A 24,896-nucleotide genomic window follows, 5' to 3' on the forward strand; every position below is an offset into this window, starting at 1 on the left:
TCGATAGTAAGGACCATCTAGCACATAGGATTAGAGCGCATTCTCAGTCGGTAAACGAATACCTACGTTAGTGACTTTACCTTCATACAACCCCGCCACCACCCAATGCAACGACTGCCAGTGGAACTGATCCCCAAGTACAGGATTGGCGCCAAGCTGAGATACCACAAGGTCTGCGACTGTCATATCATCAGCGAGATTATCTAAACTCAAACCATAAATAGGCGCGAGATCCGCAAGCTTAACGTCAGTTTCAATAAAGAAATCACCGAAGAATCGTTGTACTTCTTTATTTTCTGGCGCTTGGCTAAAGAGGTTACTCAAGGCTTCTAAACTTTTCTCCTGACCCAGCACACAGAGTATATCGCCCGCCTCGAGACGAGTGCTACCCGATGGATGCAGCAAAGTGTCATCCCTAAATACCGCCGCAATCCGTGTCCCATCTGGCATAGCTAAGCGCTTTAGCGGCTCACCAATACACCACTTACTTTCACTCAAACGATAGACAAACACTTCCCATTCGCTGCTCGGGTAAATTTCAACTCCCGAGCGCGAAACGGGTAACGGCTTTGGGGGCAGTTCCACCTTAGCTAAACGCGCTGCAGTGGTCAAAGATGCACCTTGAACCAGCAACGACACTAATACAACGAAGAAGGCTAAGTTGAAGTACAACTGAGCACCCGGTAAGCCCGCCATCATAGGGAATACTGCTAAGATGATAGGCACAGCGCCGCGTAACCCCACCCAAGAAATAAACCAGCGGTCGCGGCTGCTAAAGCTCTTAAACGGCAATAAACTGATCCATACGGCGACAGGGCGAGCAAATAAAATCATTCCGAATGCCAGAGCAAAACCTGGGATCATGATATCGACTAAATCTGAAGGGGTAAGCAATAACCCTAATACGAGGAACATGCCGATTTGACTGACCCAAGTCATACCATCCAGTACGTTCAAAATCGCATGACGGCCACGGGTTGGCTTATTGCCGAGGAACAGACCCACTAAGTAAATCGACAGAATACCGCTACCACCCAGTTTGTTGGATGCAGCATAAATAATCAGACCACCGCTTAAAACTAAAATAGAGTACAGACCATCAGCTAACTTGCTTAAATTGACGAGCTTCCACAGCATCCAGCCGCCGCCTAAACCTAAACAGATCCCCAGACCAAATTGCTTTATAAAGCTAATAAGCATAAAGCTGAAGGACAACTCACTGTCGACATTGGCAAGAATGGCAATCAAGGTTACGGTTAAGAATACCGCCATAGGATCGTTACTGCCGGACTCAATTTCTAAGGTCGCACCAACCCGCTCGTTAAGGCTACGCCCTTTAAGCAAGGAAAATACCGCGGCGGCATCGGTCGAGCCCACAATCGCGCCCACCAGCAAACCTTGCAACCAATGCAAGTCGAACAACCATGCGGCCATCATGCCAGTAATACTGGTCGTAATGGCAACGCCAAAGGTCGCCAACGATAATGCAGGCCATAGCGCCACCCTAAAACTGGCAACGCGGGTGCGCATACCGCCATCGAGTAAAATAATCGCTAAGGCTAAGTTACTGACTAAATAGGAAGTTGAATAATCATCAAACTGGATTCCACCAACGCCATCTTCGCCAGCCAAAATACCCACAGCGAGGAAAATCAATAAAATAGGGATGCCCAAACGGGAAGACATAGGACTAAGTAAAACACTCACTGCTGTAAGCAAGGCGCCAATCAGAAAAAAACTATTGATGGAATCTGCATCCACAAACGCCTCCTTAATACAGGTTGTTTAGTTAAACGATAGACAAATCACCGAGGTTAAAAATGACTCAACTCACAATTTTATGATTTTATATTAGCACAAAAATATCGAATTATTGGAGCGTTAAATATTAAATTTCAATCATCTACATAAAAAATGTCATAAAACCAACTTTCTATTAACCTTTAGATAAAGGCGAACGTAAAACCTAAAGGATAGCAGAACATCTCCACATGACTTAATAAGAATTAAAAGAAATAAATATCAAATAGTTAAAAATAACAAACTGAACGTAAACTCAAATCATTCAAGCAAAACTCAGCTCACAAACCTGCATAAACTAACGGTATCATAGCCAATTTAGTGCCAGATAAAATAATGTCGTATAAAAGGTGAATATTTGAACATTATTCTTAAGCTAATTGTTTTAACTCCATTTATTTGCCAATGAGATGATTTAAACTCACTTTATCCGATGAGCAATAGCCTTGTCAGAAAATGACCACACACTGTTTTCCCAAAACAAATCAATTCAGTTCCAGTAACGCCATACATGCTCGCCATTCAAACAGACACGTTTTAGATTGGTTAACACTGCAAATATTTTTCATCAAGCAGGAAGGCATGCACAAGACAATTGAGTACAGCAGGTTTTAACGACAAGACTAAATACTGGCAATTGACGCCGCCAAGGAAAACCGTTAAAACAAAAAATTAAGCGATAAATACGCCGTACTGATCATATTTCAGTTGAAATAATGTCCAAAATAAGGAAGGATGCGAGCTTCGCGCGCCAGTGCATTTTGCTCGTCAAATTGCCGCTCTCGTTTTAAGAGAGAAAGCTGCGTTAAACACGCTTTTTTATTAACAGGAATCGTAGTATCCGCTTATGAGTATGCTTCGCACCACAGCTTTATTATTGACTTTGGTTTTCCCTAGTCTGTCCGCTTTAGCAACGGAATATCCTTTACCAGCCGCCCAAAGCAGGCTAATTGGCGAGAACCAGTATTATACGGTTCCAGAGGGTAAACACACTCTCGAAGATATCGCAGCCAAATACCAGCTTGGTCTCAGTAACTTACTCGAAGCTAACCCAGGTGTGGATCCATTTCTGCCAAAACCAGGTAGCCAACTGATCATTCCATTGCAATTGATCCTGCCAAACGCTCCCCGTGAAGGCATAGTGATCAACGTGGCTGAAATGCGTTTGTATTACTATCCGAAAGGCAAAAAGACTGTTGAAGTGTTGCCTATTGGTATTGGCCAAATTGGTAAAGACACACCAGAAAACTGGGTGACCACTGTACAACGCAAGCGTGCGAATCCAACTTGGACACCCACACCGCGCATTCGTAAAGAATATGCTGCTAAAGGTGAAATCCTGCCAGCGGTATGGCCAGCGGGTCCAGATAACCCTATGGGACTGTATGCGCTGTATATCGGCAACTTGTATGCGATTCATGGTACTAACGCGAGTTTCGGTATCGGTTTGCGTGTCAGTCAAGGTTGTGTGCGTTTACGCCATGAAGATATCGAGCATCTATTCAAGACTGTACCAGTGGGAACCCGGGTACAATTTGTGAACCAACCGATTAAAGCAACCGAAGAGCCAGACGGTAAACGCTACTTAGCCGTGCATCAACCATTGTCTCGCACTGTGGCGGAGTTTGAATCAAATGAGCCCGTTGCGATATCACTGCCAAAAGAGATCGCTAAGTTTATCGCTAAAGCTGACACTGATTCTTCTGTGATCAAGAAGCTACTCGATGAACGTACTGGTGTGCCAATGCGAATTAATCAATAATTCACTGGCGAATACCACCTAAAAAAATACCCGCAATCTGCGGGTATTTTTTTGTCATGTCAGGCTATTCACTAACGTAATAGACTAACATATCAATCACATAAAGGTGCACACAGGGCCAAGAAGTGAGTCATAGCAGCACTGTTTGCTAATACGCGTTGATCGAAGTTTTGCAACGCAGGCGTTTCAGTACAAGCACCGACACGAGCACCACTTCGTACTAAACAAGCTTCAAAAGACGTATCAAAATGATTGAAGATCAAACCATCCTTAACAGGACACCCATCAATCTCACCGTCTACCGCAATCGGGAAATAACCACCTAAAGTATCGCGCAGATCGAGACTAAAACGTCCTGGCACTTGGCTTGGCTCAAAAGAATACACATAGGCTTCACGACTCAAGACATCTTCATGGCAAGTTAAAATACCGTCTCGACTCGCAGCAAGCAGTAACTGTGCGTGCTCTAACAATAGCTTACCTTCAACCGATGTATGTTCATTCGCTTTAGGTTTACCGTTCTCAAATACAAAACCACGATTTGGATTTTCGCCGTATTTATTAAATCTATGACCACGACTGAATCCAGTAGGATTGACGAGAGGCAATAAACTCAAGTTCACCCGTTCAAATAGGTCTGCTGAAGCTTCACTCAAAAAATGCAACAAACCCCATGGGCCTGCAGATTCTTCGCCATGAAATCCTGTGCTGATCAATAAAGAAGGTAAGCCTGACTTAGCGGCCGGTGACTGATACAAGCTAACATCGTATTTACCCACTTCACCCAATGTTTTCTCAACCATGCCCAAACGGGTCATTTCCTGCTCAAGCAGCAGATAGAAATTATCAATATCAGTGCTTTCACAGTTAAAAATATCGCTTTTCCACTGAAAGGATTCGAACGGAGATCTGCTTACCATATCTTGTACTTATGCCAGAAAAAGAACTGTGCCATCATAGCAGTTCTTTTCAAAAACTGAATGCTATTCAACTGATTTCGATGAAATCCGAGCAGTCGTCGACAGTGGTGCAATCTGTATCGATACCTGCGAATGTATCAATTGCCTGTCGTTAATGGTATCCAGCTTGAGTAAGACATTTGACAAATTAAAAAATAAGCTCGGCAGGACGCACTTATGAAAACTCAAATCACCTTTTTTATCGCCCTTTCGGCCAGTGTTTTCAGTCATACGCTACAGGCCCAATGCCGCACGGAGCAAGATGCGCAAGCCTTATATACGCTCGAAGCGAATATAGAGACCTATACGCTACAAAATGGCCTGACAGTGCGATTACTGCCCATGGTAGATAAACAAACAGTCACAGTCGCCAGCCAATTTAATTTAGGCGCCCGCAACGAAGCCCAAGGTCAGAGCGGTTACGCCCATCTGTTTGAGCACATGTTGTTTAAAGGGAGTGAAAATGCCCCCGGCGATACCTATGCTCAGCAGTTCAGTGCTTTAGGTGCACGTTTTAATGCCAGCACACATTTTGACTACACCAACTACTATGTGACGCTGCCAAACCAAGCATTAGAACTGGGCTTATATCTCGAAGCCGATCGCTTTATCCGCCCTAGCCTTAATGCCACTACGGTTAAAAATCAGCAGGAAACCGTACTGCAGGAAATGGCACAAACCATAGATAATCAGCCCTATATCCGCAGCGCGATGACGTTTTTACTCGAGCAAGTAAAAGGTACTCCTTACGGTCACGGTATTATTGGCAATCGCGAAGATATCTTGCAAGCCACACCAGAAAACCTAACGGCCTTTCACCGTGCTTATTATCGTCCCGATGCGATGCAGCTTTCCCTTGTCGGCAAACTAAGCCCACAAACCCGGCAATGGATTGAGCAAAATTTTGCGGCTTGGTCTAGGCCAACGATTGCTGAACCTGAATTTTCTGAGTTAACAATCCAACCTAAACAAGTACATGCTGAGTTAGTGGATAAGCGCGGACCTTGGCCCGGATTACTGCTCGCTTGGCATACAGTAGGTAAAGATCACCCCGATGCGGCGGCAATTCGGCTACTAGAAGGCTATTTATTTCAAAACACCACCAGTGCACTCGCTAAACTCAGTCTGCATAATCCCGAACAAATGCTCAGCTACTCCCTGCCCTTTGAGTTAGAAAATCATGGCATAGCGAATATCGTCCTGGTTCCACGGGCACGGACCTCACTCGATGCCTTAGTGCAAAAAGTGTTGGGACTTGTGGCACAAACACAGCAAGATGCTCTGGATGAAGCAAGTCTTTGCACACTTAAACAAGTGTGGTTAAACAATCAATTACAACAACTGGATGACACCCAGGCCTTAGCTACCAAGCTTTCCGCAACGTCGGCTCAAGATAAAGACCATCCCTTTACCGCGCAGTGGCAACGGATCAACGCAGTCACGGCCGACGATATCCAAAGCGTCGCAAAACGGTATTTCAACCAAGATTATGTCCGAGTCGACCTACTGCCACCTTGGTATATTCGCTGGGGTAAAACGCTACTGGAATGGCTGCCTAACGATATGAGTGACAGTTTAGAGGATGCGGTATTATGACGACTCAGACAATGTCAAAGCAGCTACAAGGCTTAATGTTCTGCGCTGTGGTTTTATCACTAAACGCCTGCCAGCAGACGCAAATCGTCTTCACGCCGAGCGAACCGCCGAGTTTGGCCCATTTTGAAACGCCAAACTCTTTAGCCCATTCTTTGCCTAGCTCTTTGAACAATCATTTACCCAAAAGCGGCGTCATTATCCCCGTAACGGATGAAATTTTTACCGATGAAGTCCATACCGAATTGGATTTACCCTATCAGTTACATCGCCTTGCCTCAGTTCAAATGAATAACAGTGTGAGCAACAGGGTCAGTTTAGCGGCTGTGAGCCCGCAAGTTCCCTTCAATAATCCTGATATTTTACAGATTGCCTTTCAAGAAAAGGCCCGCACACTTGCCATTAGCCGCGCAGATCCCTGTCTTGAGACTTTCAGTATGCGTGTCAGCTTGCACAGCATTAATTTAAGCCTCACTTGCCCCGACGATGTTAACCATATCTACGGCTTACTACTGCAATTTTGGCAGCCAGATGCCTTTGTTGATGCGACAACCGCCCCCGTCGATGTCGACAATATTCGCCGTCAACTCAAGCTCAATAAACACTTAAACGCCTTTAGTGGCGCCGAGATAGATAAAGTGTGGCGCGATAAACTGCTCGGCCCTAAACATCCCTACAATAGAGTGATCAATAATAATACATTGTTCGATTCGCTCAGCCTAAGGCAACTGCAACAAATCCAACAGCAGGCGGTAACACAAGCACAGTGGCATCTTTTTCTACCCAACTCTTTGGCAAATAACGCTAAATTTAACCTTCAAGCTAGCCTTAAACTGTGGCCAATATTGCCTAATTCAGTGCCGAAAGTGGATAAACCAGAGACAGTAAAGCCTCAGCAAATCAAGAGGATTTACCTTATTGATGCGCCGGGCAGCGTGCAAACCCAAGTCCGCCTAGGTTATGCCATAGATCATGTCCTAAGTAATGCATCAACTCAGCAGCAACTGAACCCACAGGAAGTAGCCTTAAGCTGTCGCAGTTTATCCGCACTCATGGGCCGCAGTTTTTCGGGCAGACTTTACTATGATTTACGGGAAAAACGCGGCCTCACCTATGGCATCTACGGCCAATGTGCTAATGCACCGCTCTCCAGCAGTATCAAGTTTTACGGCAGTACAGCCATAGAACATACGGGCGCGTTTGTGGTGGGGATAGTAGATCACCTCGCACTCGTTAAGACGCAAGGTGTTAGCCAAGGTGAAATCGATGCACTTAAAACCTATTTGATCGGTGAAGATTTGCTCAGCCAAGACAACAGCATTCAACGTGAAAACCAATATATCCACCAAGTCGCGACAGGATTAACTCAAATTGAAGTTCAGCAGCTAAATGCAGGATTACAGGCTCTAACGCCCGAAAGGCTACAACAGTTAGCAAACGCGGCTTTTAGTGGTAATCCATTGATTATTTTGCGGGGCGATGTTGATCGAATTCTTCCTGACTTAAAAACCAAGCTACCAGAGTGGCAGTTTGAAAGGGTCAAGGTTGGCCTAACTGACAACTAAAGCCAAATAATCCTTCTAAAAGATTCAAATGCGCGATCGACAGATTAGAGCTTATTGGTCGCACTGTCGCTGGCAGGCGGTGCGCCATTATCACCCTGCGTCATCTGTTCATGGCCTTGTTCCATTTGTTGCAAATCTTCCATCGCCGAATCCTGCTGTATGGCCTGCGGATCAGGATCTTCTGCCGGTAACACCGCCATATTGTCGGCATTCGCGCTATTTGGCGTAGCAGGTTGTTCAGGAGCCATACCATTTACGGCCTTAGGCCCCTCGATTGCCGGAGACACCTCAGTTTTGAACGTGCTGTCACTAAGATTCGGTAACCACTCACGCAATTGCTCGGGTCCAAAACTAAAACCTAACGCTATGACGACAGTTGCCACTGCAACATACAGCCAAGGGCGAATCGCCAGATTATCACCTCTTAGTAAAGTGCTTTCACTGGCATATAAATGCGCATCCGAGCGTTGAGCTATTGGCGCGAGTGCTTGTAGCATGTCCGGCAAGGCATCAAGTTCAGGACCTTTAATACGCTGACCAATAAACTGCCCGCCTTCGTAAATCTCCATCTGATGACTGGCGACTTCACCGTCAACCACACCAGAACTGGTAATAATCAACTTATTACAACAGACTCTTCCGCGAAATACGCCGCAAACACGCAGCTCATGACAACTGACTTCACCAGAGATTTCGCCGCCAAGTTCGATCTTAATTTGTCCTGCTGATCTAATATTGCCCTGCAATTTACCCGCAATGAATGCCGCGCTCTCTAACTGAATGTCACCCTCAATCAAGGTTTGTGCACTGATAACCGTAATGCCATTGCCCTTACTCGCCATAGGATTCATTCCATATCATTATTTTTGTGACAAAGATGTTATGGTAAAAGTCCTCGAGAATAAAGCACTGGTTTCGCTTAGTATTTAACCTAAGCCTCAGAGCGGGACTTAAGTCACGTCAGCGACTATGTTACCCTGCGCATCTTGCCATATGGCTCCCGAGTACCTGAATATGAGTAACAGGATGCCTCAAAAAGGTGAGTACTGATATCGCACTAAAACAAAGCTAAAGAACACACTAGCAGCAAACACCGAAAACAAACCGCCAACGAGACCCCGACATGGCACATTCAAACTCCGCTAGCTCGCAATCGATAACCCCAATCGTGACACCACTTGAAGCGTATCGCGCCAAGGTGAGCATAGATCTCATTGACGATCCCGCGCAGCAACAGGCGGTGTTGGCGCTCGATGTGCTATTTAAGCAGTTGATGCTACAGCCACATTCAGCACACTTTCCCCTTATCAACAAACAAGCAATCAAAGGTTTGTATCTGTGGGGCGATGTGGGTCGGGGCAAAACGTTTCTGATGGATTTGTTTTTCGATTGCTTGCCGAGTGAAGGTAAGTTAAGACTGCATTTTCACCGATTTATGGCACGGATACACCAAGCATTACGCGAACATTCGGGTAAACGAGATCCGTTAACTCTCATTGCTAAAAATCTCGCAAAAGAGTGCAAGGTGCTGTGTTTCGATGAGTTTTTTGTCTCGGACATTGGCGATGCCATGATACTCGCAGGGCTCTTTGAATGCCTATTCAAACAAGGTGTGGTGCTGGTCGCCACCTCAAATATTCCTATTGAGCGCTTATATGAGAACGGCCTAGCTAGGCACAGATTTTTACCTTGCATCCAACTGCTGCAAACACACACTCAAATGCTGCATCTCAATGGCAACCAAGACCATAGGATGCACGCCATCAATGCTTCATTAAACAACGAGATTGACATTGATAGCGCTGAAGTTAACGCCTCAATTTCCCGCAATATCGGCATTACCGGAACACTCGATTTTGAGCCGATTTTTGACAAGCTAGTGAATGGGTTAACACCAAATACACTCAGTATGAGCGCTATTGGCATTAGTGATAGCAGAATGAGTAATGCTAACCTCACCATCTGCAACCGTGAAATTCCAGTGATCCGCGCCGCTATAGCGCCAACAGGCAACTCCGTCGCTTGGTTCGATTTTTATGCCCTATGTGACGGCCCGAGATCCCAACTCGATTACATCGAAATCGCCAGCCGATTTAAGATCTTAATGGTGAGCGGCGTTCCCAAATTAGGCGGCGAAGTGAAAAGCTGGATCCGTGCCCGCGGCACAGAAGACGGTACAGGTGATAACCAAGCCGCAGCCACGGGCGAGCGCAAACTCTCCTATGCAGCCAACGACGACCCAGCACGGCGTTTTATCAGCTTAATTGATGAGTTATACGATCAAAATGTCAGCTTATATCTCAGCTGCGACGTGCCACTGAGTGAACTCTATCAAGGTGGCGCACTCAGTTTTGAATTCCGCCGCACCTACAGTCGATTAATAGAAATGAGTCGAAGTGAATGGCCGTAAAACATTAGCGATTTATCGCTCTGTTGAGTTAGACCAAAACCCTAATATTGATAAGCAAGAAGTTAGCCATCACGATAAAAATTCGAGGAACAATTAGTGATAAGATAATTCATGCATTCAGAATATAACAAGTCAAATACGCTATTTGCAGATACAAGCCTAGAAAGATGAATAAGTACCTAAATTGAAAATCTGCAATCATAGACAAACTAGTACAACAAAAAAATTATAATAATTAAAAATCAAATACATAAAATATAAAACCCATCTTCCATAATCGATTCAATCCACACAACCAAATGACTCATTACGTTCAATTTGCTTCTAGCTGTTGCTAACCTTGAGTTTTAAGGTACGGTGTAACTTAGTTTCAATTGTTCTAATTTACAGCCTATAGGTTTAAATCGATCAAATTTACAACCTGCAACATAAAAGCTCAAAAATATAATCTATAGTTTATGCAATCAACTAAAGACTCATGATTCTGACTAAGCGCCATGACACTTAGTTCGAAATATTCGCTAGAAAATATTAAGAACAGCCTTAAACGGAACTCTTTTAAATACAGGGACGATTAACTTATGTGGTTACGACAATTTAAGATTGGCTCACGATTAATTGCTGCGTTTGGATTACTTGCTCTTGTGTTGCTACTTCAAGGAATCATGTCATTACAGACAATGTCATCCATGCGCTCCACTGCTGTAGAAATTGAAGATAATACTCTACCTTCGCTAGTCAGTCTGTCGAGCATCAACCTCAATGTGATGCGCGCTAGGGTGTTTACATTTCGCCTGTTATTAGCAAATTCGGCTGCTGAACTTAACAAAGGACTCGATACATTAAGGCAAATCCGCCAGAGTATTAAAACGGATCAAAAAAACTATGAGCCTTTAATTAGCCTGCCAGGTGAGCAGGAGCTTTATCAAGAATTTAGTGGCAGCCTTGAACTGTATTTAAAGCATCAAGATGAGATGATCAGCAAGCTACAGGCGAATGATGCAGCCGAAGCTAAACGGATCATGGATGATGTCATGATAGTGCAAGCCGAAAAAATGACAAAGACGCTCATTAGCATTGGCAGCTTGAATACTGAATATGCAAAGGAACAAGGTCAAATAACTGCACAAGCCTACGACGAGAGTAAATGGCTAAACAGCATTATGATAGTGGGCTCCTTAATCGCTGCATTTGTAGTAGCAATATTTTTAACTCGCAGTATCGTGCAGCCAATGAAGGAAGCTGTAGGCATTTCTGTGGCAGTCGCAAGGGGGGATTTAACACAGAAAATCAGTACAGTGGGTAAAGATGAAACCAGTCAACTGATGCAATCATTAGCTGAAATGCAGCAAAACCTGCGCGACACTTTATCCCATATAGCAAACTCCTCTAGCCAGCTCGCCTCCGCCGCCGAAGAACTCAATTCAGTCACTGAAGATGCTTCCCGCGGCATACAGCAACAAAATGATGAAATACAGCAAGCGGCAACTGCGATTACCGAAATGAGTTCGGCAGTAGATGAAGTTGCCAATACGGCGGTGCTCGCTTCAGAAGCCTCTGAAGAAACCGCCCGCAGTACCGAATTAGGTAAAAAACAGGTAGATCAGACTGTCGCAGCCATTATCGACATGAATCAGGATGTGACGCAAAGTTCACAGGTTGTTCAAACCTTAGCGATTCAAGCGAGGGATATAGGTAAAGTTCTCGATGTGATCCGCGCCATTGCTGAGCAAACGAATTTACTGGCCTTAAACGCAGCCATTGAAGCGGCGCGAGCGGGCGATACAGGCCGTGGTTTTGCGGTTGTTGCTGATGAAGTTCGTGCCCTAGCCCATCGCACTCAGTCCTCGACCCGTGAAATTGAAGACATGATTAACAAAATCCAGCACGGCACCGAAACGGCTGTGCAATCAATGCAGCACAGCGGCCAAAAGGCTGAACAGGCACTCTCAGTCGCAAGATTGGCAGGGGATGCATTAAACACGATTAATCGCCAAATCAGTACGATGAATAACAGCAACATGGTCATCGCAAGCGCCGCCGAAGAGCAAGCGAAAGTCGCACGCGAGGTCGATAAAAACATTGTGAATATTAGTGATCTTGCCAGCCAAAGTGCTGCGGGGGCACAGCAAACCAGTGCCTCAGCACATGAGCTCTCAAGACTCGCCGTTGAACTGAACAATCTACTAACGCGATTTAAAGTCTAGAGTATCACTTTATAATGGAATCAGAGGGTAATGGCACAAGATGTGTTAAACCGTTACCCTCAATGCATAACGCTATGCTCTAGTTTAATAAAGCATTCCATAATACAAGCAAGACTCAAGAGTGCGAGGACCGAGTTTGCGGAGCATGATTAAAGTGCATAGCCAATTCACTGATATCAGTGGCAACCCATTCTGGCTCGATACACTCGACCAAATGCGCCGCCATAAAGTCCACCAGTTGCATGGCGGCATAGGGCAAACGGCGATCTTTACGGCCAACTAGATACCAGTTACTTTCGAGCGGAAACCCCGTAACAGTTAGAATTGCAGGTTTTTCGCGCCCTTCTTGCAAGGTATGCGCCGAAATCACCGACAAACCTAAGCCCGACGCGACGCTCAAGCGTATCGCCTCATTACTCTCGATTTGCATAGTGTCACCGAGCGTGATGCCTTGGCCGCTGCACCAAGACTCGAACATTAAGCGGGTGGCTGACCCCGGTTCGCGAACGATAAAACGCTCATTTTTAAGCTCGTTAAAATTCACTTGTTCACGACCCACAGCCCAATGCTCCTTTGGTGCAATCAGTTGCAGCGGATTTTTGATGATGCGTGCAGATAACACGTTATCGCCACTTGGAGGATGACTGAACAGGTATAAATCATCTTCTTGACGTTCAAATCTGCCTAATACATGGGCACGGTTACCAATATTTAAGGTCACTTTAACCTGTGGAAACTGCCGATAAAATGCCCCTAAAATCCGTGGTAACACGTATTTTGCGGTAGTGACAATACCGATATTAATGTGACCGACACTGCCACCTTTAGCCTGCTGCATAAAAGCATCGAAATCCTCAAAACGACTCAAGGTATCGCAGGCTGCGCGGTACAACTCATTACCAATCAAGGTCGGTAACATGCGGCCATCACGACTCTCGAGTAATGGCTCGCCCAACACATCGGCCAGTTTTTTAAGCTGTAATGACACTGTGGGTTGAGTTAAATGCAATGCCCTCGCCGCTGCGGAAATATTACCTAACCGCACCACTTGCACATACACCTGCAGTAACCGAAAACTCAAATGCCGCAATTTAAGCTGAGTCGATGACGAACGCTTATCCATAGACAATTATCTATACCTAGGTGGTAAACAATTTATTTTTCAATATAACTAATTAGGTCCAAAATCACCAGCCATCAGGATCACTCGACAAACAAGCGCGTTTTGCACCGCTTAAAAGTCAAACTTAATGAGATACTTATGCCCGATATTGTCATTGCCTTTTTCGCCTTAGGCCTATTAGCTGGCCTTGTGAAGTCAGATCTTAAAGTCCCACCCGCGATCTACGAAACCCTATCCATACTGTTAATGCTTACCTTAGGTTTAAAGGGCGGAATGGCGCTCCACGGTCACACTCAAAACTTAGTGTTCACTGAGCTGTTAGCGGTTGTAGCCTTAGGTTTGATTATCCCCTTGGTCTTATACCCTGTACTAACCCGGCTGGTTCGCATTGGCCATACCGATGCCATTAGTATTGCCGCCCATTACGGCTCCGTCAGTGCGGGAACCTTTGCGGTGGTGATGGCTATGGTTGAAAAATCTGGGCTGATCTTAAGGCCAGAAACGACCCTATATCTCGTGCTGCTGGAACTACCTGCTATTGTCGTAATGCTCTGGTTACACAGATACTTAAGCGCCAAAAAAGCAATTGAAACATCACCCAAAAATGAAACTCAATCAAGCGTGTTGCACGAAGCCTTAACCAGTCGTGGCGTTGTATTACTCCTTGGCGGTGTGGTGATAGGTTGGCTTTATGGCCCAACGGGACTTGCGCCGCTTACACCTGTGTTACTAGGAGGGTTCAAAACCTTACTGGCATTATTTTTACTGGAAATGGGCTTAGTAACGGCCAAAGTGTGTTTGCCGCTACCACTTAAACAATGGCGGTTATTAATGTTTGCCGCCGTAGCGCCCTTTGTATTGGCTTGGTGTGGTATTGGTGTAGGCGTTTGGCTGGACTTACCTTCAGGCAGCATTTTAGTGTTAGCGGCATTAAGTGCCAGCGCATCTTATATCGCAGCGCCAGCGGCCATTCGAGCCGCAATCCCCGAAGCCAATATAGGTCTGGCTATGCTAGCCTCACTCGGGATCACATTTCCGGTTAACGTGCTAATTGGCTTACCCTTATATCAACATTGGGTAACGCTCATTACAGCTTAGTACTTCTTCGCCGAATAAAGTCCAATGAAAAGGGAGACATTATTGTCTCCCTTTTCATTGGCATAAGCGTAAACAATTTAAGATGCATCACTGTGATGTGTGGCTTTATCCTGATACATGGCTTTATCGGCGGAATCTAACAGATCCTCTAAGCTCATATCTGAATCCGGTGTCCAATGGGCGATACCTATGCTGGTCGCCAATCTATGTTGCTTAGGATGCTGTTGATTATATTGCTCAAGTAACTGCTTAAAACGCTCGATGACCCGATTGACTGTATCTCTATGCACAAAACTTAACAGCACCACAAACTCATCGCCGCCAAGCCTTGCGATCACATCCGACTCCCTAAAAGCAGTCATTAAGATATGGGCAAAATCATATAACACCTGATCGCCCTTGCGATGACCAAAGCTGTCATTCACTTCCTTAAAAAAGTCGAGATCGAAGAATACTAAGGCCGCCTCAGATTCGGTACGTCGACAACTCGCCAGTGACTGATGGGCCAGTAATTCAAAACCACGTCGATTCGAAATAGCCGTCAAGGGATCTAAGGTATTTTGCGCGATAGAGAGTAATTCAGCCTCTACCATTTGTCCTAAATCCGTCAAGGTTTCAATATCTTCAGCCGTAAAATCCCGCGGTTCAGTACCGATTAAACACAAAGTACCCACCCGATATTGCTCGTGAATGGTGAGGGGATAGCCGGCGTAAAAGCGAATATGCGGCTGCTCAGTCACCAGAGGATTGTCACTAAAGCGGGGATCTTTGAGGGCATCGTTCACGATGAAAATGCCGTCATGATTGATCGCATGTCCACAAAATGAAATTTCCCGAGGTGTTTCAGTCACCTCCAATCCTTGACGTGATTTAAACCATTGCCGATCGGCATCTACTAAGGTCACAACACAGATGGGCAAGGAGAAAATTCTGCGCGTAAGCCGAGTAATACGATCGAAACGTTCCTCGGCATCGGTGTCGAGCACATTAAGTGCCCGTAACGTAGCCAAGCGTTGCAGCTCGTTTTCAGGAATTGTAGGTAATTGCATGGCACTCTCAGCTAACTGCTCTCATTAAACTCTAGCCTAAATGGTGTATTCTTGCGGTGTTAAGGCTGAAATTCGTATCAGCCTTAATCCCCTTAAAGACTGCACTATTCGAGCACAGCACGATAAATGTTTAACACCCGCTCAGCATGGTCTTCTACCTCTGACACTGGTAACTGCCCCGCCTTTTGTTGCAGAGTCAGTCGATGATTTTCATCCCGTAGTAAGCAATATGTCTGAGTTAAATGCTGGGCACTCATCATTGGCAAAAGTTCAAACTCAGCTAACACACCAAAAATCCGTACATTGTCAGACCAAATCGTTAGCTCTGGATACTCGTGAGCATTAGCCAGCACTAAGTACTGGGCAATAAACTCAATATCGGCAATCCCGCCTGGACTCTGCTTTAAATCAAACATGCCATCACTGACTTTAAGCAAGTGATCGCGCATCTTCTGACGCATCTCACGTACCGCTTTTTGTAGCTCAGCTTTATCACGGGGCTTTTCCAATACTGAAGCGCGAATATGACTGAATTTAACCGCTAAACTATTGTCGCCAAAAACAAAACGCGAGCGAACTAAAGCTTGATGTTCCCAAGTCCACGCCTCATTAGCTTGGTATTCGCCAAAACGCTCAATCTCACTGACCATCAAACCCGAGGCGCCAGAAGGACGCAGGCGCATATCCACTTCATACAACTCCCCCGAAGTGGTGCGAGTCGAGAATAAATGCAGAATGCGCTGGGCAAGTTTGAGGTAAAAATGACCAACTTCAATCGGGCGATCACCATTGGTCAGGCCGTTCTCTGTTTTATTTTCACACAAGAAAACTAAATCGAGATCGGAGCCGTAACCCAATTCAATCCCGCCGAGCTTGCCATAACCGACAACGGCAAAACCTGTGTCACTGCCCTCAAGGTATGCAGGCACGCCGTGGCGCACTGAAACCTGTTGCCACGCCTGCATCACCACTTGTTCGATAATAGCTTCGGCTAAAAAAGTTAAGTGATCGCTCACTTGCATCACGGGTAAAACACCCGTGACATCGGCGGCGGCGATTTTAAGTTGTTGTGAAAGCTTAAATTGTCGCAGCGCTTCCATCTGCTGCTCCATATCATCCTCGGGCACGCGCATCATGTACTGACGCAGCTCGCTCGGATAATCGTCGATGGAGGTCGTGTCATAGAGCTGCGACGGATCGATAAGCTCATCGAGCAACATGGGAAATTTAGCCAACTGCGCGGCAATCCAAGGACTGGCGCAGCACAAGCTCACTAACTGTTGCCGTGCGCCTGGGTTTTCACATAAAAGCTCAAGGTAAGTGGTGCGAGTTAAAATTTGCTCCAGCACCTTAGACACGGGCTCAAAAGCTAACGATGGACTCTGTTGATGAATCAATTCTTCCAATAATCTTGGCATTAATTTATCTAAGGTTTCTCGCCCGCGTGGTCCAATGGAACGCTTAGTCACTGTTTCGCGCCAGCTGCTAAGCATAGGGCACAGCTTGTCATCATCAATTTGCTGTTCGGCCAACAACGTAATGCCATCATCAAGGTCTTGCATATTCCACAGCTGCGCCGTCCAATGTTCGGCTTTTTCTTCGCCTTCTTCGCCACCCACAGTGGCTTTAAAATGACGATGGATTTTGCTCATTGCCGCTTCAATATGAGTGCGTAAATCAACCTCATTGGCCATATCGAGTACATGGCACAATCGCGCCCAATCGAGTGGATTATTCGGTAAGGTTTGGGTTTGTTTATCGTCAATGGCTTGCAGCAGATTCTCAACCCGGCGCAGCAGTAAATAACTGTGTTTAAGCTCATCCACCGCCAAATATTCAAACTGCCCTAAGCTGTAAAGCGTATCGATAGCACCGAATAAACTCTGCTGACGCAACGCAGGCTCACGGCCGCCACGGATCAATTGAAAACTTTGCACCACGAACTCGACCTCACGAATACCGCCTGCACCGAGTTTAATATTGTCGGTCAAATGACGGCGCCGCACTTCTTGCGCGATGAGTTGCTTCATTTTCCGCAGGGATTCTATTGCCGAAAAGTCAATATAACGGCGATACACAAAGGGTCTCAGGAGGCTGTGTAGTTCATCGGAGAAATGGTTCCAAGGCCCGAGCGCACGAGCCTTGACCATGGCATAACGCTCCCAGTCTCGCCCTTGTTCTTGGTAATAATCCTCAAGACCACTAAAACTCACCACCAAGGGGCCACTTTCACCGTAGGGACGCAAACGCATATCCACGCGGAACACGAAACCATCGACGGTAACTTGATCGAGCAAGTTCACTAGCCTTTGCCCCATGCGGATAAAGAATTGTTGATTGTCTAAACTGCGACGACCGCCGACGGTTTCGCCATGCTCAGGAAACGTGAAAATCAAATCGATATCGGAGGAGAAATTAAGCTCGCGGCCGCCTAACTTACCCATACCTAAAATCAGTAGCGGTTGCGGATTCCCTTCTTTGTCCATCGGCGTGCCATATTGAGCGCACATATCTTTATAGAGCCAATCGCGGGCGCAGATTACTAACGCTTCGGCGAGCGCCGACAGATCAAGCAAGGATTCCTCTAAACTGGCATAGTCTAAAAAGTCACGCCAAGCTAAACGCACCATTTGATAGTTACGAAACCGTCGCAGGGTGGTTTTAGCCATCTCCTCGGTGGTCGTGCTAGCCAGTTCTTCATGCAAATCAACATCAAAATTTTTACGATCAATCAGGCTTAACTCGCCCGCAAACAGCATAGCGATCCACTCGGGATGTCGGCATAGTTGAGCCGCTACATAATCACTGAGTCCCAAAACCGTTTTGAGTTCTTGCTGCTGAGCAGGCGTTAATTGCGCAAGTCCTTCGGACCATGCTTCCTCTAATCGCAGCCAATTGCGTTCAGCGGTTTGATTAATAAGAATAGACAATGACTTATTACTGTCTTTTTGCATGGTCATAATAATCCCTAACAAATTTAGCTATCGACATATTATGTCGTAAATGATATAGATTGACGCCACATCATGTTATGTTCGACGAGACTTGCAGCTACCTGATGTAACACACAAATAAAGGTTTACACTTTTATCTGTGGCATTTAAGGGTACTATAACCTGCGCGGCAGGCATATTGGGCAAGAGGATTATTATTGCCTGCAAGTATTTGAGTTTTATTTCATTACCTTTTGGAGAAAACATGGCAGGAATGCTAACCCGTGTTCTCACATCGATACTTTTTTTAGCCGTTTCGCTATCGCTGACGGGTTGTGGCGATGACAGACCGGATAAAATCGCGAAGTATCAACAACTCACGCAGCAACGTCTCGCTACGCTCACGACGATGATCGATGACGGCCAGTTGCGTAACGCTAATCTCTTAAAACAATACACGACACTGCTAAAGCAACAGAAACCCGATTTAGCACCCTTACTCGATGAATTAGCAAAGGATTCTGGCACCCAAGGTCCCATGTATACCTCGCTGAAACGTCGTTTAGATGAATCGAAAGTGGCGAGTAACTTTGCTGATCTCGATCAACAGCTGGCCGAAGCGGAAAATCTTTATCAAGCCGCAGATCCCAGTCTGTTTAACGATATGTTGTCTGATCCCGTCAACGTGGTCGCCGATATGTCCGACGGCAAACTGGCTCGCGTGAATTCGATTAGCCGTGAGGCCGCAACATTAGCCAATGGCGGTGAAGATTTTGGTCCAGGCAGTCAATTAGTTGGTAATCCCTCTTACGGCAACTGGCAAACCGACTCAAGCGGCACTTCGTTTTGGGCTTGGTATGGCATGTATTCGATGTTTTCGAATGTTTTCAATCGCCCAGTTTCCTACGATCGTTGGTCGGGTAACCGAGGTTATAGCTATTACAATGACGTAGGTCGTTATCGCTATACCTCACCCAAACAAGCGGATGCGCAAAATAAGACCTTCGAACAAACGAAAAAACGTTTCGACTCACAAGGCAAACGCTTTGACAGCCCTTATGCTAAACCGCGAACTGGTGGCACGGCGTTATCCCGTGAAAGTACCAGCGCACCTAAGGCCAGCACGACAAGTGCGAGCAAGAGTTCGAACAGTAAGTTTCGATCTAACTATGCTAAAGACAGCAGTTTCCGCAATTCCAGCAATCGCACGACCCGCAGTGTGCGCCGGGGCAAGTAACTAAGGATTTCCAATGACATTATTTCAGGATTTCGGTATCACACCAGAGCTAGCCATCATTCTGGCTATCGACCTCACCATAGCCGTGATTTTGCTAACGCTAATGCGTTATTTGCAAGGTTGGAGTGTAAAGGTCAATAGCAGTAAAGAGCTGGCAGAGCGGGATAACTTTGCCTTTGGCATAAGTACCGCTGGCGCAGTTGCCGCCCTAGGCATAGTGCTTACAGGCGCTATCACAGGCGCTGCGGCACACTCTTATCTTACCGAAGCGATTGGCATGAGCTGCTATGGTTTATTCGGTTTAGTACTGATTAAACTCGGCCGTTTTCTCCACGATAAAATAGCGCTAAATGAGTTTGATAAGAACGAGCAAATCATCAAAGGTAATGTGTCCGTCGCTATCGTCGATGCTAGCGTTGCTATTGCTACCGCCATTATCATTCGCTCCGTCTTGCTGTGGGCAGAAGATTTAACGGTCGATACCTTCATTGCCATCTTCAGCGCCTTTGCGATTTCGCAGTTGATGTTAGTGCTACTCACGCGGTGGCGTGAAAACCGTTTCGCAAGCCGCAACCAAGACTCGTCTATGCAACAAGCCTTAGCCCAAGGTCATACAGCGTTAGCGCTACGCCATGCGGGTTACATGATTGCTATGGCACTGAGCTTTAATGCCGCCAGTCACTTTATTATTTATAATCCAACGGCTTATGTGACTAACGTGATCGGTTGGTTAGTGTTCTCAGTCATTATGCTGATCGCGCTCTCCTTACTGCTGTTCGTCGTGAAGAAACTGGTATTGGCCCGTATCGATTTAGCCGATGAAGTGGAAAGACAACACAATATCGGTATCGCCGCAGTAGAAATGGCGATCAGTATCGCTATCGCACTTATTCTTACGGCACTGATGGCTTAATCGAATGCAAGAAATTAGCTTAACTCCCTCGGCGGCTAAACCTAGCCGCCTAGGTTGGTTCGACGATGTTCTCTTATTGGGCATTATGGCCGTATTAGCAGGTTGCGGCCTGATCTACGAATATCTTTTATCCCACTATGCGGGCCGCATTTTAGGCGCATTAGAAGCCGCCATTTACACCATGATAGGCTTAATGATTGTCTCCATGGGGCTAGGTGCCTTCGCCGCGCGTAAGATCCGTGATGCCTTTACCGGTTTTGTGATTTTAGAACTCACAGTTGCACTCTGTGGCTCACTCGCCATTTTAATCACAGCAGCGGTGATTGGTTTTGGTCAACAACTGCCATTGATCATTGCTAATACCTTAGGTTTACCGCCAGATCAACTGCCCGAAGGTGGCATGATAGGCTCGCTGCAAAAACTCAGCGAATACTTACCCTATGTGTGGGGTGTGTTATTGGGCCTGATGATTGGTATGGAAATCCCGCTGATTGCTAGGGTTCGCCAATCCCTTTCCGACGAGCATTTACTGCATAACGCGGGCACCATTTACGGAGCTGATTACATAGGCGCAGGCATAGGTGCCGCCATTTGGGTTGGCTTTATGCTCGCCATCGATATCCAACTCGCCGCCGCCTTAACTGCCAGTTTCAATCTATTGGCAGGTTTTGTGTTTATTTGGCGATTCTGGCCTAAAATCCGCCGCCCTAAACTGCTTTTGAGTGGGCATTTTATCGTGACTGGTGTCTTACTCGTATTAGCAATCCACGGCCCACGCTGGGAGCAAGAATTCAATAATTTGCTCTATAAAGACAAAGTGGTTTACGCCAAGGCGACACGTTTCCAACAGCTGACCTTCACCGAGCGGTTGCGCGGTAACGGTCTGCCGCCCGTTTATGCTTTATACATCAATGGTCGCTTACAATTTTCTAGCATAGACGAGCACATCTACCATACGTTTCTCGTTCATCCTACGCTCGCGGCCAGTGCCCGTCACAACAAGGTGCTGATCATTGGCGGCGGTGATGGACTCGGTCTCAAACAAGTACTGCGCTGGGAGCCTGAACAAGTCACGCTGCTCGATCTCGATGTGGGCCTAGTGCAATTATTTAAATCGCCCGATACAGATATGCCCGATAGTCTCAGTCGCGCTATGTTGGCGCTCAATGGCAACGCACTGAACGATCCCCGTGTCACAGTGATCAACGACGATGCCTTTAATGGCGTCGATAAACTGATTGCCACAGGCGTGAAATACGATGCGATTATCGTAGACTTGCCCGATCCGAGCCATCCCGATCTTAATAAGCTGTATTCGGACTATTTCTACCGTAAATTAAAGGAACTTATGAGCAGTGATGGCGCTCTGACTGTACAGTCGACATCGCCTTACCATGCCCCTAAGGCCTTTATTTCGGTAGCAAAAACCTTGGCATTGGCGGGATTTGACGTCAAGCAGTACCATCATAATGTGCCCAGTTTTGGCGAATGGGGCTGGAGTATTGCAACCTTAGGCGGACTCGATGCACAACACAGATTAGCGAAGTTAACTGAGTTGCCCATCAAAGATGACTGGCTCACTTTAGGTTTAGTGGATGGCGCCTTTGAGTTTCCAGCCAATTTTTATCAAGATGCCGCCAACATAAAACCCAATGAATTGGGTTCATTGCAGCTGTATCACTACCATTTGCAAGATTGGTCCGAGAATCAAGGACTGGATCTTTTTTAATAGGATGAGATAGTACTTGACATATTATGTCTCGGTGCTATCTTTGAACACAGACATAATATGTCAATAAGGACAAATATGAATATCCATACCATTGCCAATCACCTCAACAGTCTTGGCAACAACAGCCAAACTGGCTTTCAATTTGATTGTTATCCAATCGATGGTGAAGTCGAAGTGTTGCAAGTGAATGTGGTCGGCCGTGAAGAAATCCCGGTATTTGTATCGGTAACGGACAACCAAGTGCTTTGCATCAGCTACCTGTGGGGCGAGAACGAAGTAAATCAAGAACGTCGCAGTGAAATGTTTGAAACCATGCTAGAGCTCAACATTCCAATGCCCTTGTCAGCTTTTGCAAAAATTGATGACAAATACGTGGTTTACGGTGCGCTATCACTACAATCTAGCATGCTCGAAATCGAGCAAGAATTAGCAGTTTTATCTGATAACTGTTTAGAAGTTATTGATGAATTGGTCGACTATCTGAAATAAGGAGCCACAAAATGGGCATTCTGAATAAAATTTTAACAGCGTTTCGCGGTGGTGCCACCGAAGTTGGCCAAAGCATCGTTGACGCAAACTCAACCCGTATTTTCGAACAGGAAATCCGTGATGCAGAAAAGCATTTAACCAATGCTAAACGTGAACTGACCGATGTCATGGCAAAAGAAATGCAAGCCAGCCGTGAAATCGACCGTCTGAAACGTTCGATTGCAGAACACGAAGGTTATGCAACTCAAGCATTGGACAAAGGTAATGAAGCCTTAGCGATTGAAATTGCTGAAAAGATTGCTCAGTTAGACCAAGAGTTGTCTGAGCAACAAAGCGCCAACGACAGCTTTAGCGCCCATGCTGCACGCTTGAAAGACTTAGTGAAGAAAACCGAACGCCAATTGTCTGATTATCAACGTCAGTTGCGCATGGTTAAAACCACCGAAAGCGTCCAAAAAGCGACGGCAACCATTACTGACTCGTTCGCGTCTAGCAACTCTAAGCTGCTGAACGCTAAAGATTCACTAGAACGTATCAAGGCACGTCAGCAACAATTTGACGACCGTTTAAAAGCGGCTGAAACCTTAGCCGATGAAAACAGTGATAAGTCGTTGCAAGCCAAACTAGCCGAAGCGGGTATTGGTGAGCAAAAGTCAAACGCAAATGCAGTGCTAGATCGAATCAAAGCACGTAAAAGCTAAGCAATGATTGACCGAATGCCGAGTCTCAGTGGGATCATCACCCCCTACTGACCTCGGCATTTTTTTGTTTCATCCTCATTAAATAAAAATGACCACTATTGCCCGTGAATATCTGCTGCCAATCAATATGAGGCCGCACGCGAGCATAGTCAGCAGGAGTCACTATGGGATTTTTCAATAGTATTTTTGGTAAGAAAGCCCCGCCACAGCGCGAGCTCAATCACCCGTCCCAGCTCAATGTCGGCGACATGATCTCAATTGATGATAGTTTTGCCCTGCCACCACAACTCCGTGGTCAACAATTAAGAGTCGAAGCCGTACATACTTACGAGTCTGAACGTAAACAACACTCCGAGTGGTTACTCAAGGGACATGGTAGCGATACTCTCTTTTTGAGCATTGAAGAAGACGACGAAACCTATCTCGCCTTTTCGATGAAGGTTTCCCGCGCCCAAGTGGAGCAATTATTCGATCTCGAGCAATTCAGCGCCCTGTTCGAGGAACCTGGTCATGCCGAGTTAACTACGCAAGTATTACCGGCCGACTTAGCTGAACAACTTGAACAATGGCTTGGAAAACAATACCACCAAGTGACTTTTGCCGCTTTTGGCTATTTCCATCGTCAGGATTATCGTGGCCAAAAGCCGCCACAGGATGCCAATGGCGCCACAGGTGAGCCCTTTGAGTACTATTTATTACTTGATGACAATGAAAGCTGCGCCGTCGAAGTGGAAGTCTACGAAGGGGGTGATACCGATGTTGTCTTGACCTTATATCGTCCACTGACGGATATTCGGGAATACTGGCCAGCGAAATAAGCCAAAAATAAGATAAAGTGCGCGCTCGCACTTTATCAATAATCCCAATACAATCTCACAGATAAGCGCTAGAAACGGTTGATAGCAATAGGTAATACGCCATGAGTAAGACCAAACACCCTCTCCCCGAGCAATGGTTAAAGAACCAACAGGCCGCGAAAGCAACGCAAGTCGCCTTCGATCTCGATGAAAAATTTCAATACTCAATTCGTAAAGCCGCGTTAGATGCAGGTGTTAGCCCTTCTGATCAAATTCGCACTATTTTAGGTCTTAGCGTATCGAAACGGCCAACGCGTCCGCGTCTTACCGTGTCACTCAATGCAGATGACTATGTGCAACTGGCAGAGAAATATGGTTTAAGTGCCGATTCACAGCTAGAAATTAAACGCCGTGTACTCGACGATTTAGTCCACTTTGTTGATGAAACCTAAAGCAACGCTGATCTCAAGCGCCAACCCTTCTTACCATTGGCTGGCGCGATTAATCGATTTATAGCCCTTTTATTAA

At 46.0% G+C, this 24,896-nt stretch carries 19 protein-coding genes; 13 read left to right on the forward strand and 6 right to left on the reverse strand.

Annotated features, from left to right (window positions below; genetic code table 11):
- Positions 1 to 30 precede the first annotated feature (30 nt).
- Positions 31 to 1,761: a potassium/proton antiporter gene (locus tag L5M17_RS07790; RefSeq protein WP_131524280.1), complete on the reverse strand. Its 1,731-nt coding sequence runs from the start codon at positions 1,759 to 1,761 to the stop codon at positions 31 to 33.
- Between the two features lie 886 nt (positions 1,762 to 2,647).
- Between L5M17_RS07790 and L5M17_RS07795 the strand changes: the two genes are divergently transcribed.
- The gene (locus L5M17_RS07795; protein ID WP_105251568.1) at positions 2,648 to 3,562 is read left to right on the forward strand and encodes a L,D-transpeptidase family protein; all 915 of its coding nucleotides are present in this window, start codon (positions 2,648 to 2,650) and stop codon (positions 3,560 to 3,562) included.
- Between the two features lie 92 nt (positions 3,563 to 3,654).
- Here the strand turns inward: L5M17_RS07795 and L5M17_RS07800 are convergent, their stop codons facing one another.
- A complete protein-coding gene (locus L5M17_RS07800; protein WP_105251567.1) occupies positions 3,655 to 4,482 on the reverse strand; it encodes a M14 family metallocarboxypeptidase in 828 nt (275 codons plus the stop codon).
- 216 nt (positions 4,483 to 4,698) lie between these two features.
- Between L5M17_RS07800 and L5M17_RS07805 the strand changes: the two genes are divergently transcribed.
- Together L5M17_RS07805 and L5M17_RS07810 are read left to right on the forward strand one after the other, a co-directional pair.
- Positions 4,699 to 6,117, forward strand: coding sequence for a M16 family metallopeptidase (locus L5M17_RS07805; RefSeq protein WP_263146457.1), 1,419 nt, complete (start codon positions 4,699 to 4,701; stop codon positions 6,115 to 6,117).
- A complete protein-coding gene (locus tag L5M17_RS07810) occupies positions 6,114 to 7,679 on the forward strand; it encodes a M16 family metallopeptidase (protein WP_263146459.1) in 1,566 nt (521 codons plus the stop codon). Before L5M17_RS07805 ends, L5M17_RS07810 begins: the two co-directional genes overlap by 4 nt.
- 44 nt (positions 7,680 to 7,723) lie before the next feature.
- On the opposite strand, the gene L5M17_RS07815 is transcribed toward L5M17_RS07810, so the two are convergent.
- Positions 7,724 to 8,521: a polymer-forming cytoskeletal protein gene (locus tag L5M17_RS07815; protein ID WP_263146603.1), complete on the reverse strand. Its 798-nt coding sequence runs from the start codon at positions 8,519 to 8,521 to the stop codon at positions 7,724 to 7,726.
- A gap of 281 nt (positions 8,522 to 8,802) precedes the next feature.
- Between L5M17_RS07815 and zapE the strand changes: the two genes are divergently transcribed.
- Both zapE and L5M17_RS07825 read left to right on the forward strand, forming a co-directional pair.
- Positions 8,803 to 10,089 carry a cell division protein ZapE gene (zapE, locus tag L5M17_RS07820; protein WP_263146462.1) on the forward strand — a complete coding sequence of 429 codons (1,287 nt, stop codon included), beginning with the start codon at positions 8,803 to 8,805 and terminating at the stop codon, positions 10,087 to 10,089.
- A 581-nt stretch (positions 10,090 to 10,670) separates the two neighbouring features.
- The gene (locus L5M17_RS07825) at positions 10,671 to 12,296 is read left to right on the forward strand and encodes a methyl-accepting chemotaxis protein (protein WP_263146465.1); all 1,626 of its coding nucleotides are present in this window, start codon (positions 10,671 to 10,673) and stop codon (positions 12,294 to 12,296) included.
- A 115-nt stretch (positions 12,297 to 12,411) separates the two neighbouring features.
- On the opposite strand, the gene L5M17_RS07830 is transcribed toward L5M17_RS07825, so the two are convergent.
- Positions 12,412 to 13,419, reverse strand: a complete 1,008-nt coding sequence (locus tag L5M17_RS07830) for a LysR family transcriptional regulator (RefSeq protein WP_263146468.1) — start codon at positions 13,417 to 13,419, stop codon at positions 12,412 to 12,414.
- 138 nt (positions 13,420 to 13,557) lie between these two features.
- Between L5M17_RS07830 and L5M17_RS07835 the strand changes: the two genes are divergently transcribed.
- Positions 13,558 to 14,517 carry a sodium-dependent bicarbonate transport family permease gene (locus L5M17_RS07835; RefSeq protein WP_263146471.1) on the forward strand — a complete coding sequence of 320 codons (960 nt, stop codon included), beginning with the start codon at positions 13,558 to 13,560 and terminating at the stop codon, positions 14,515 to 14,517.
- Positions 14,518 to 14,594: 77 nt separating this feature from the next.
- Here the strand turns inward: L5M17_RS07835 and L5M17_RS07840 are convergent, their stop codons facing one another.
- Positions 14,595 to 15,566: a sensor domain-containing diguanylate cyclase gene (locus L5M17_RS07840; RefSeq protein WP_263146473.1), complete on the reverse strand. Its 972-nt coding sequence runs from the start codon at positions 15,564 to 15,566 to the stop codon at positions 14,595 to 14,597.
- A gap of 104 nt (positions 15,567 to 15,670) precedes the next feature.
- Positions 15,671 to 18,526 (reverse strand): bifunctional [glutamate--ammonia ligase]-adenylyl-L-tyrosine phosphorylase/[glutamate--ammonia-ligase] adenylyltransferase, encoded by a 2,856-nt coding sequence (gene glnE / locus L5M17_RS07845; protein ID WP_263146476.1) that lies wholly within the window; start codon positions 18,524 to 18,526, stop codon positions 15,671 to 15,673.
- Positions 18,527 to 18,764: 238 nt separating this feature from the next.
- Between glnE and L5M17_RS07850 the strand changes: the two genes are divergently transcribed.
- From L5M17_RS07850 to L5M17_RS07880, 7 genes are all read left to right on the forward strand, one after another.
- Positions 18,765 to 19,736, forward strand: a complete 972-nt coding sequence (locus L5M17_RS07850) for a hypothetical protein (RefSeq protein WP_263146478.1) — start codon at positions 18,765 to 18,767, stop codon at positions 19,734 to 19,736.
- 13 nt (positions 19,737 to 19,749) lie between these two features.
- Entirely contained in the window at positions 19,750 to 20,649 is a 900-nt protein-coding gene (locus tag L5M17_RS07855; RefSeq protein ID WP_113939026.1) for a DUF350 domain-containing protein, read from the forward strand.
- A 4-nt stretch (positions 20,650 to 20,653) separates the two neighbouring features.
- Positions 20,654 to 22,378, forward strand: coding sequence for a polyamine aminopropyltransferase (locus L5M17_RS07860; protein ID WP_219233820.1), 1,725 nt, complete (start codon positions 20,654 to 20,656; stop codon positions 22,376 to 22,378).
- A gap of 78 nt (positions 22,379 to 22,456) precedes the next feature.
- Positions 22,457 to 22,870 carry a YjfI family protein gene (locus tag L5M17_RS07865; RefSeq protein WP_105251554.1) on the forward strand — a complete coding sequence of 138 codons (414 nt, stop codon included), beginning with the start codon at positions 22,457 to 22,459 and terminating at the stop codon, positions 22,868 to 22,870.
- 11 nt (positions 22,871 to 22,881) lie between these two features.
- Positions 22,882 to 23,571 carry a PspA/IM30 family protein gene (locus tag L5M17_RS07870; RefSeq protein ID WP_263146482.1) on the forward strand — a complete coding sequence of 230 codons (690 nt, stop codon included), beginning with the start codon at positions 22,882 to 22,884 and terminating at the stop codon, positions 23,569 to 23,571.
- A 164-nt stretch (positions 23,572 to 23,735) separates the two neighbouring features.
- Positions 23,736 to 24,389 carry a DUF4178 domain-containing protein gene (locus tag L5M17_RS07875; RefSeq protein ID WP_263146484.1) on the forward strand — a complete coding sequence of 218 codons (654 nt, stop codon included), beginning with the start codon at positions 23,736 to 23,738 and terminating at the stop codon, positions 24,387 to 24,389.
- Between the two features lie 101 nt (positions 24,390 to 24,490).
- On the forward strand, positions 24,491 to 24,820 hold the full coding sequence (locus L5M17_RS07880; protein WP_028761837.1) for a hypothetical protein: 330 nt from the start codon (positions 24,491 to 24,493) through the stop codon (positions 24,818 to 24,820).
- Positions 24,821 to 24,896: the final 76 nt, after the last annotated feature.

Origin of the sequence: Shewanella sp. SW24, from assembly GCF_025653395.1 — a bacterium.
Taxonomy (GTDB): domain Bacteria; phylum Pseudomonadota; class Gammaproteobacteria; order Enterobacterales; family Shewanellaceae; genus Shewanella; species Shewanella oncorhynchi.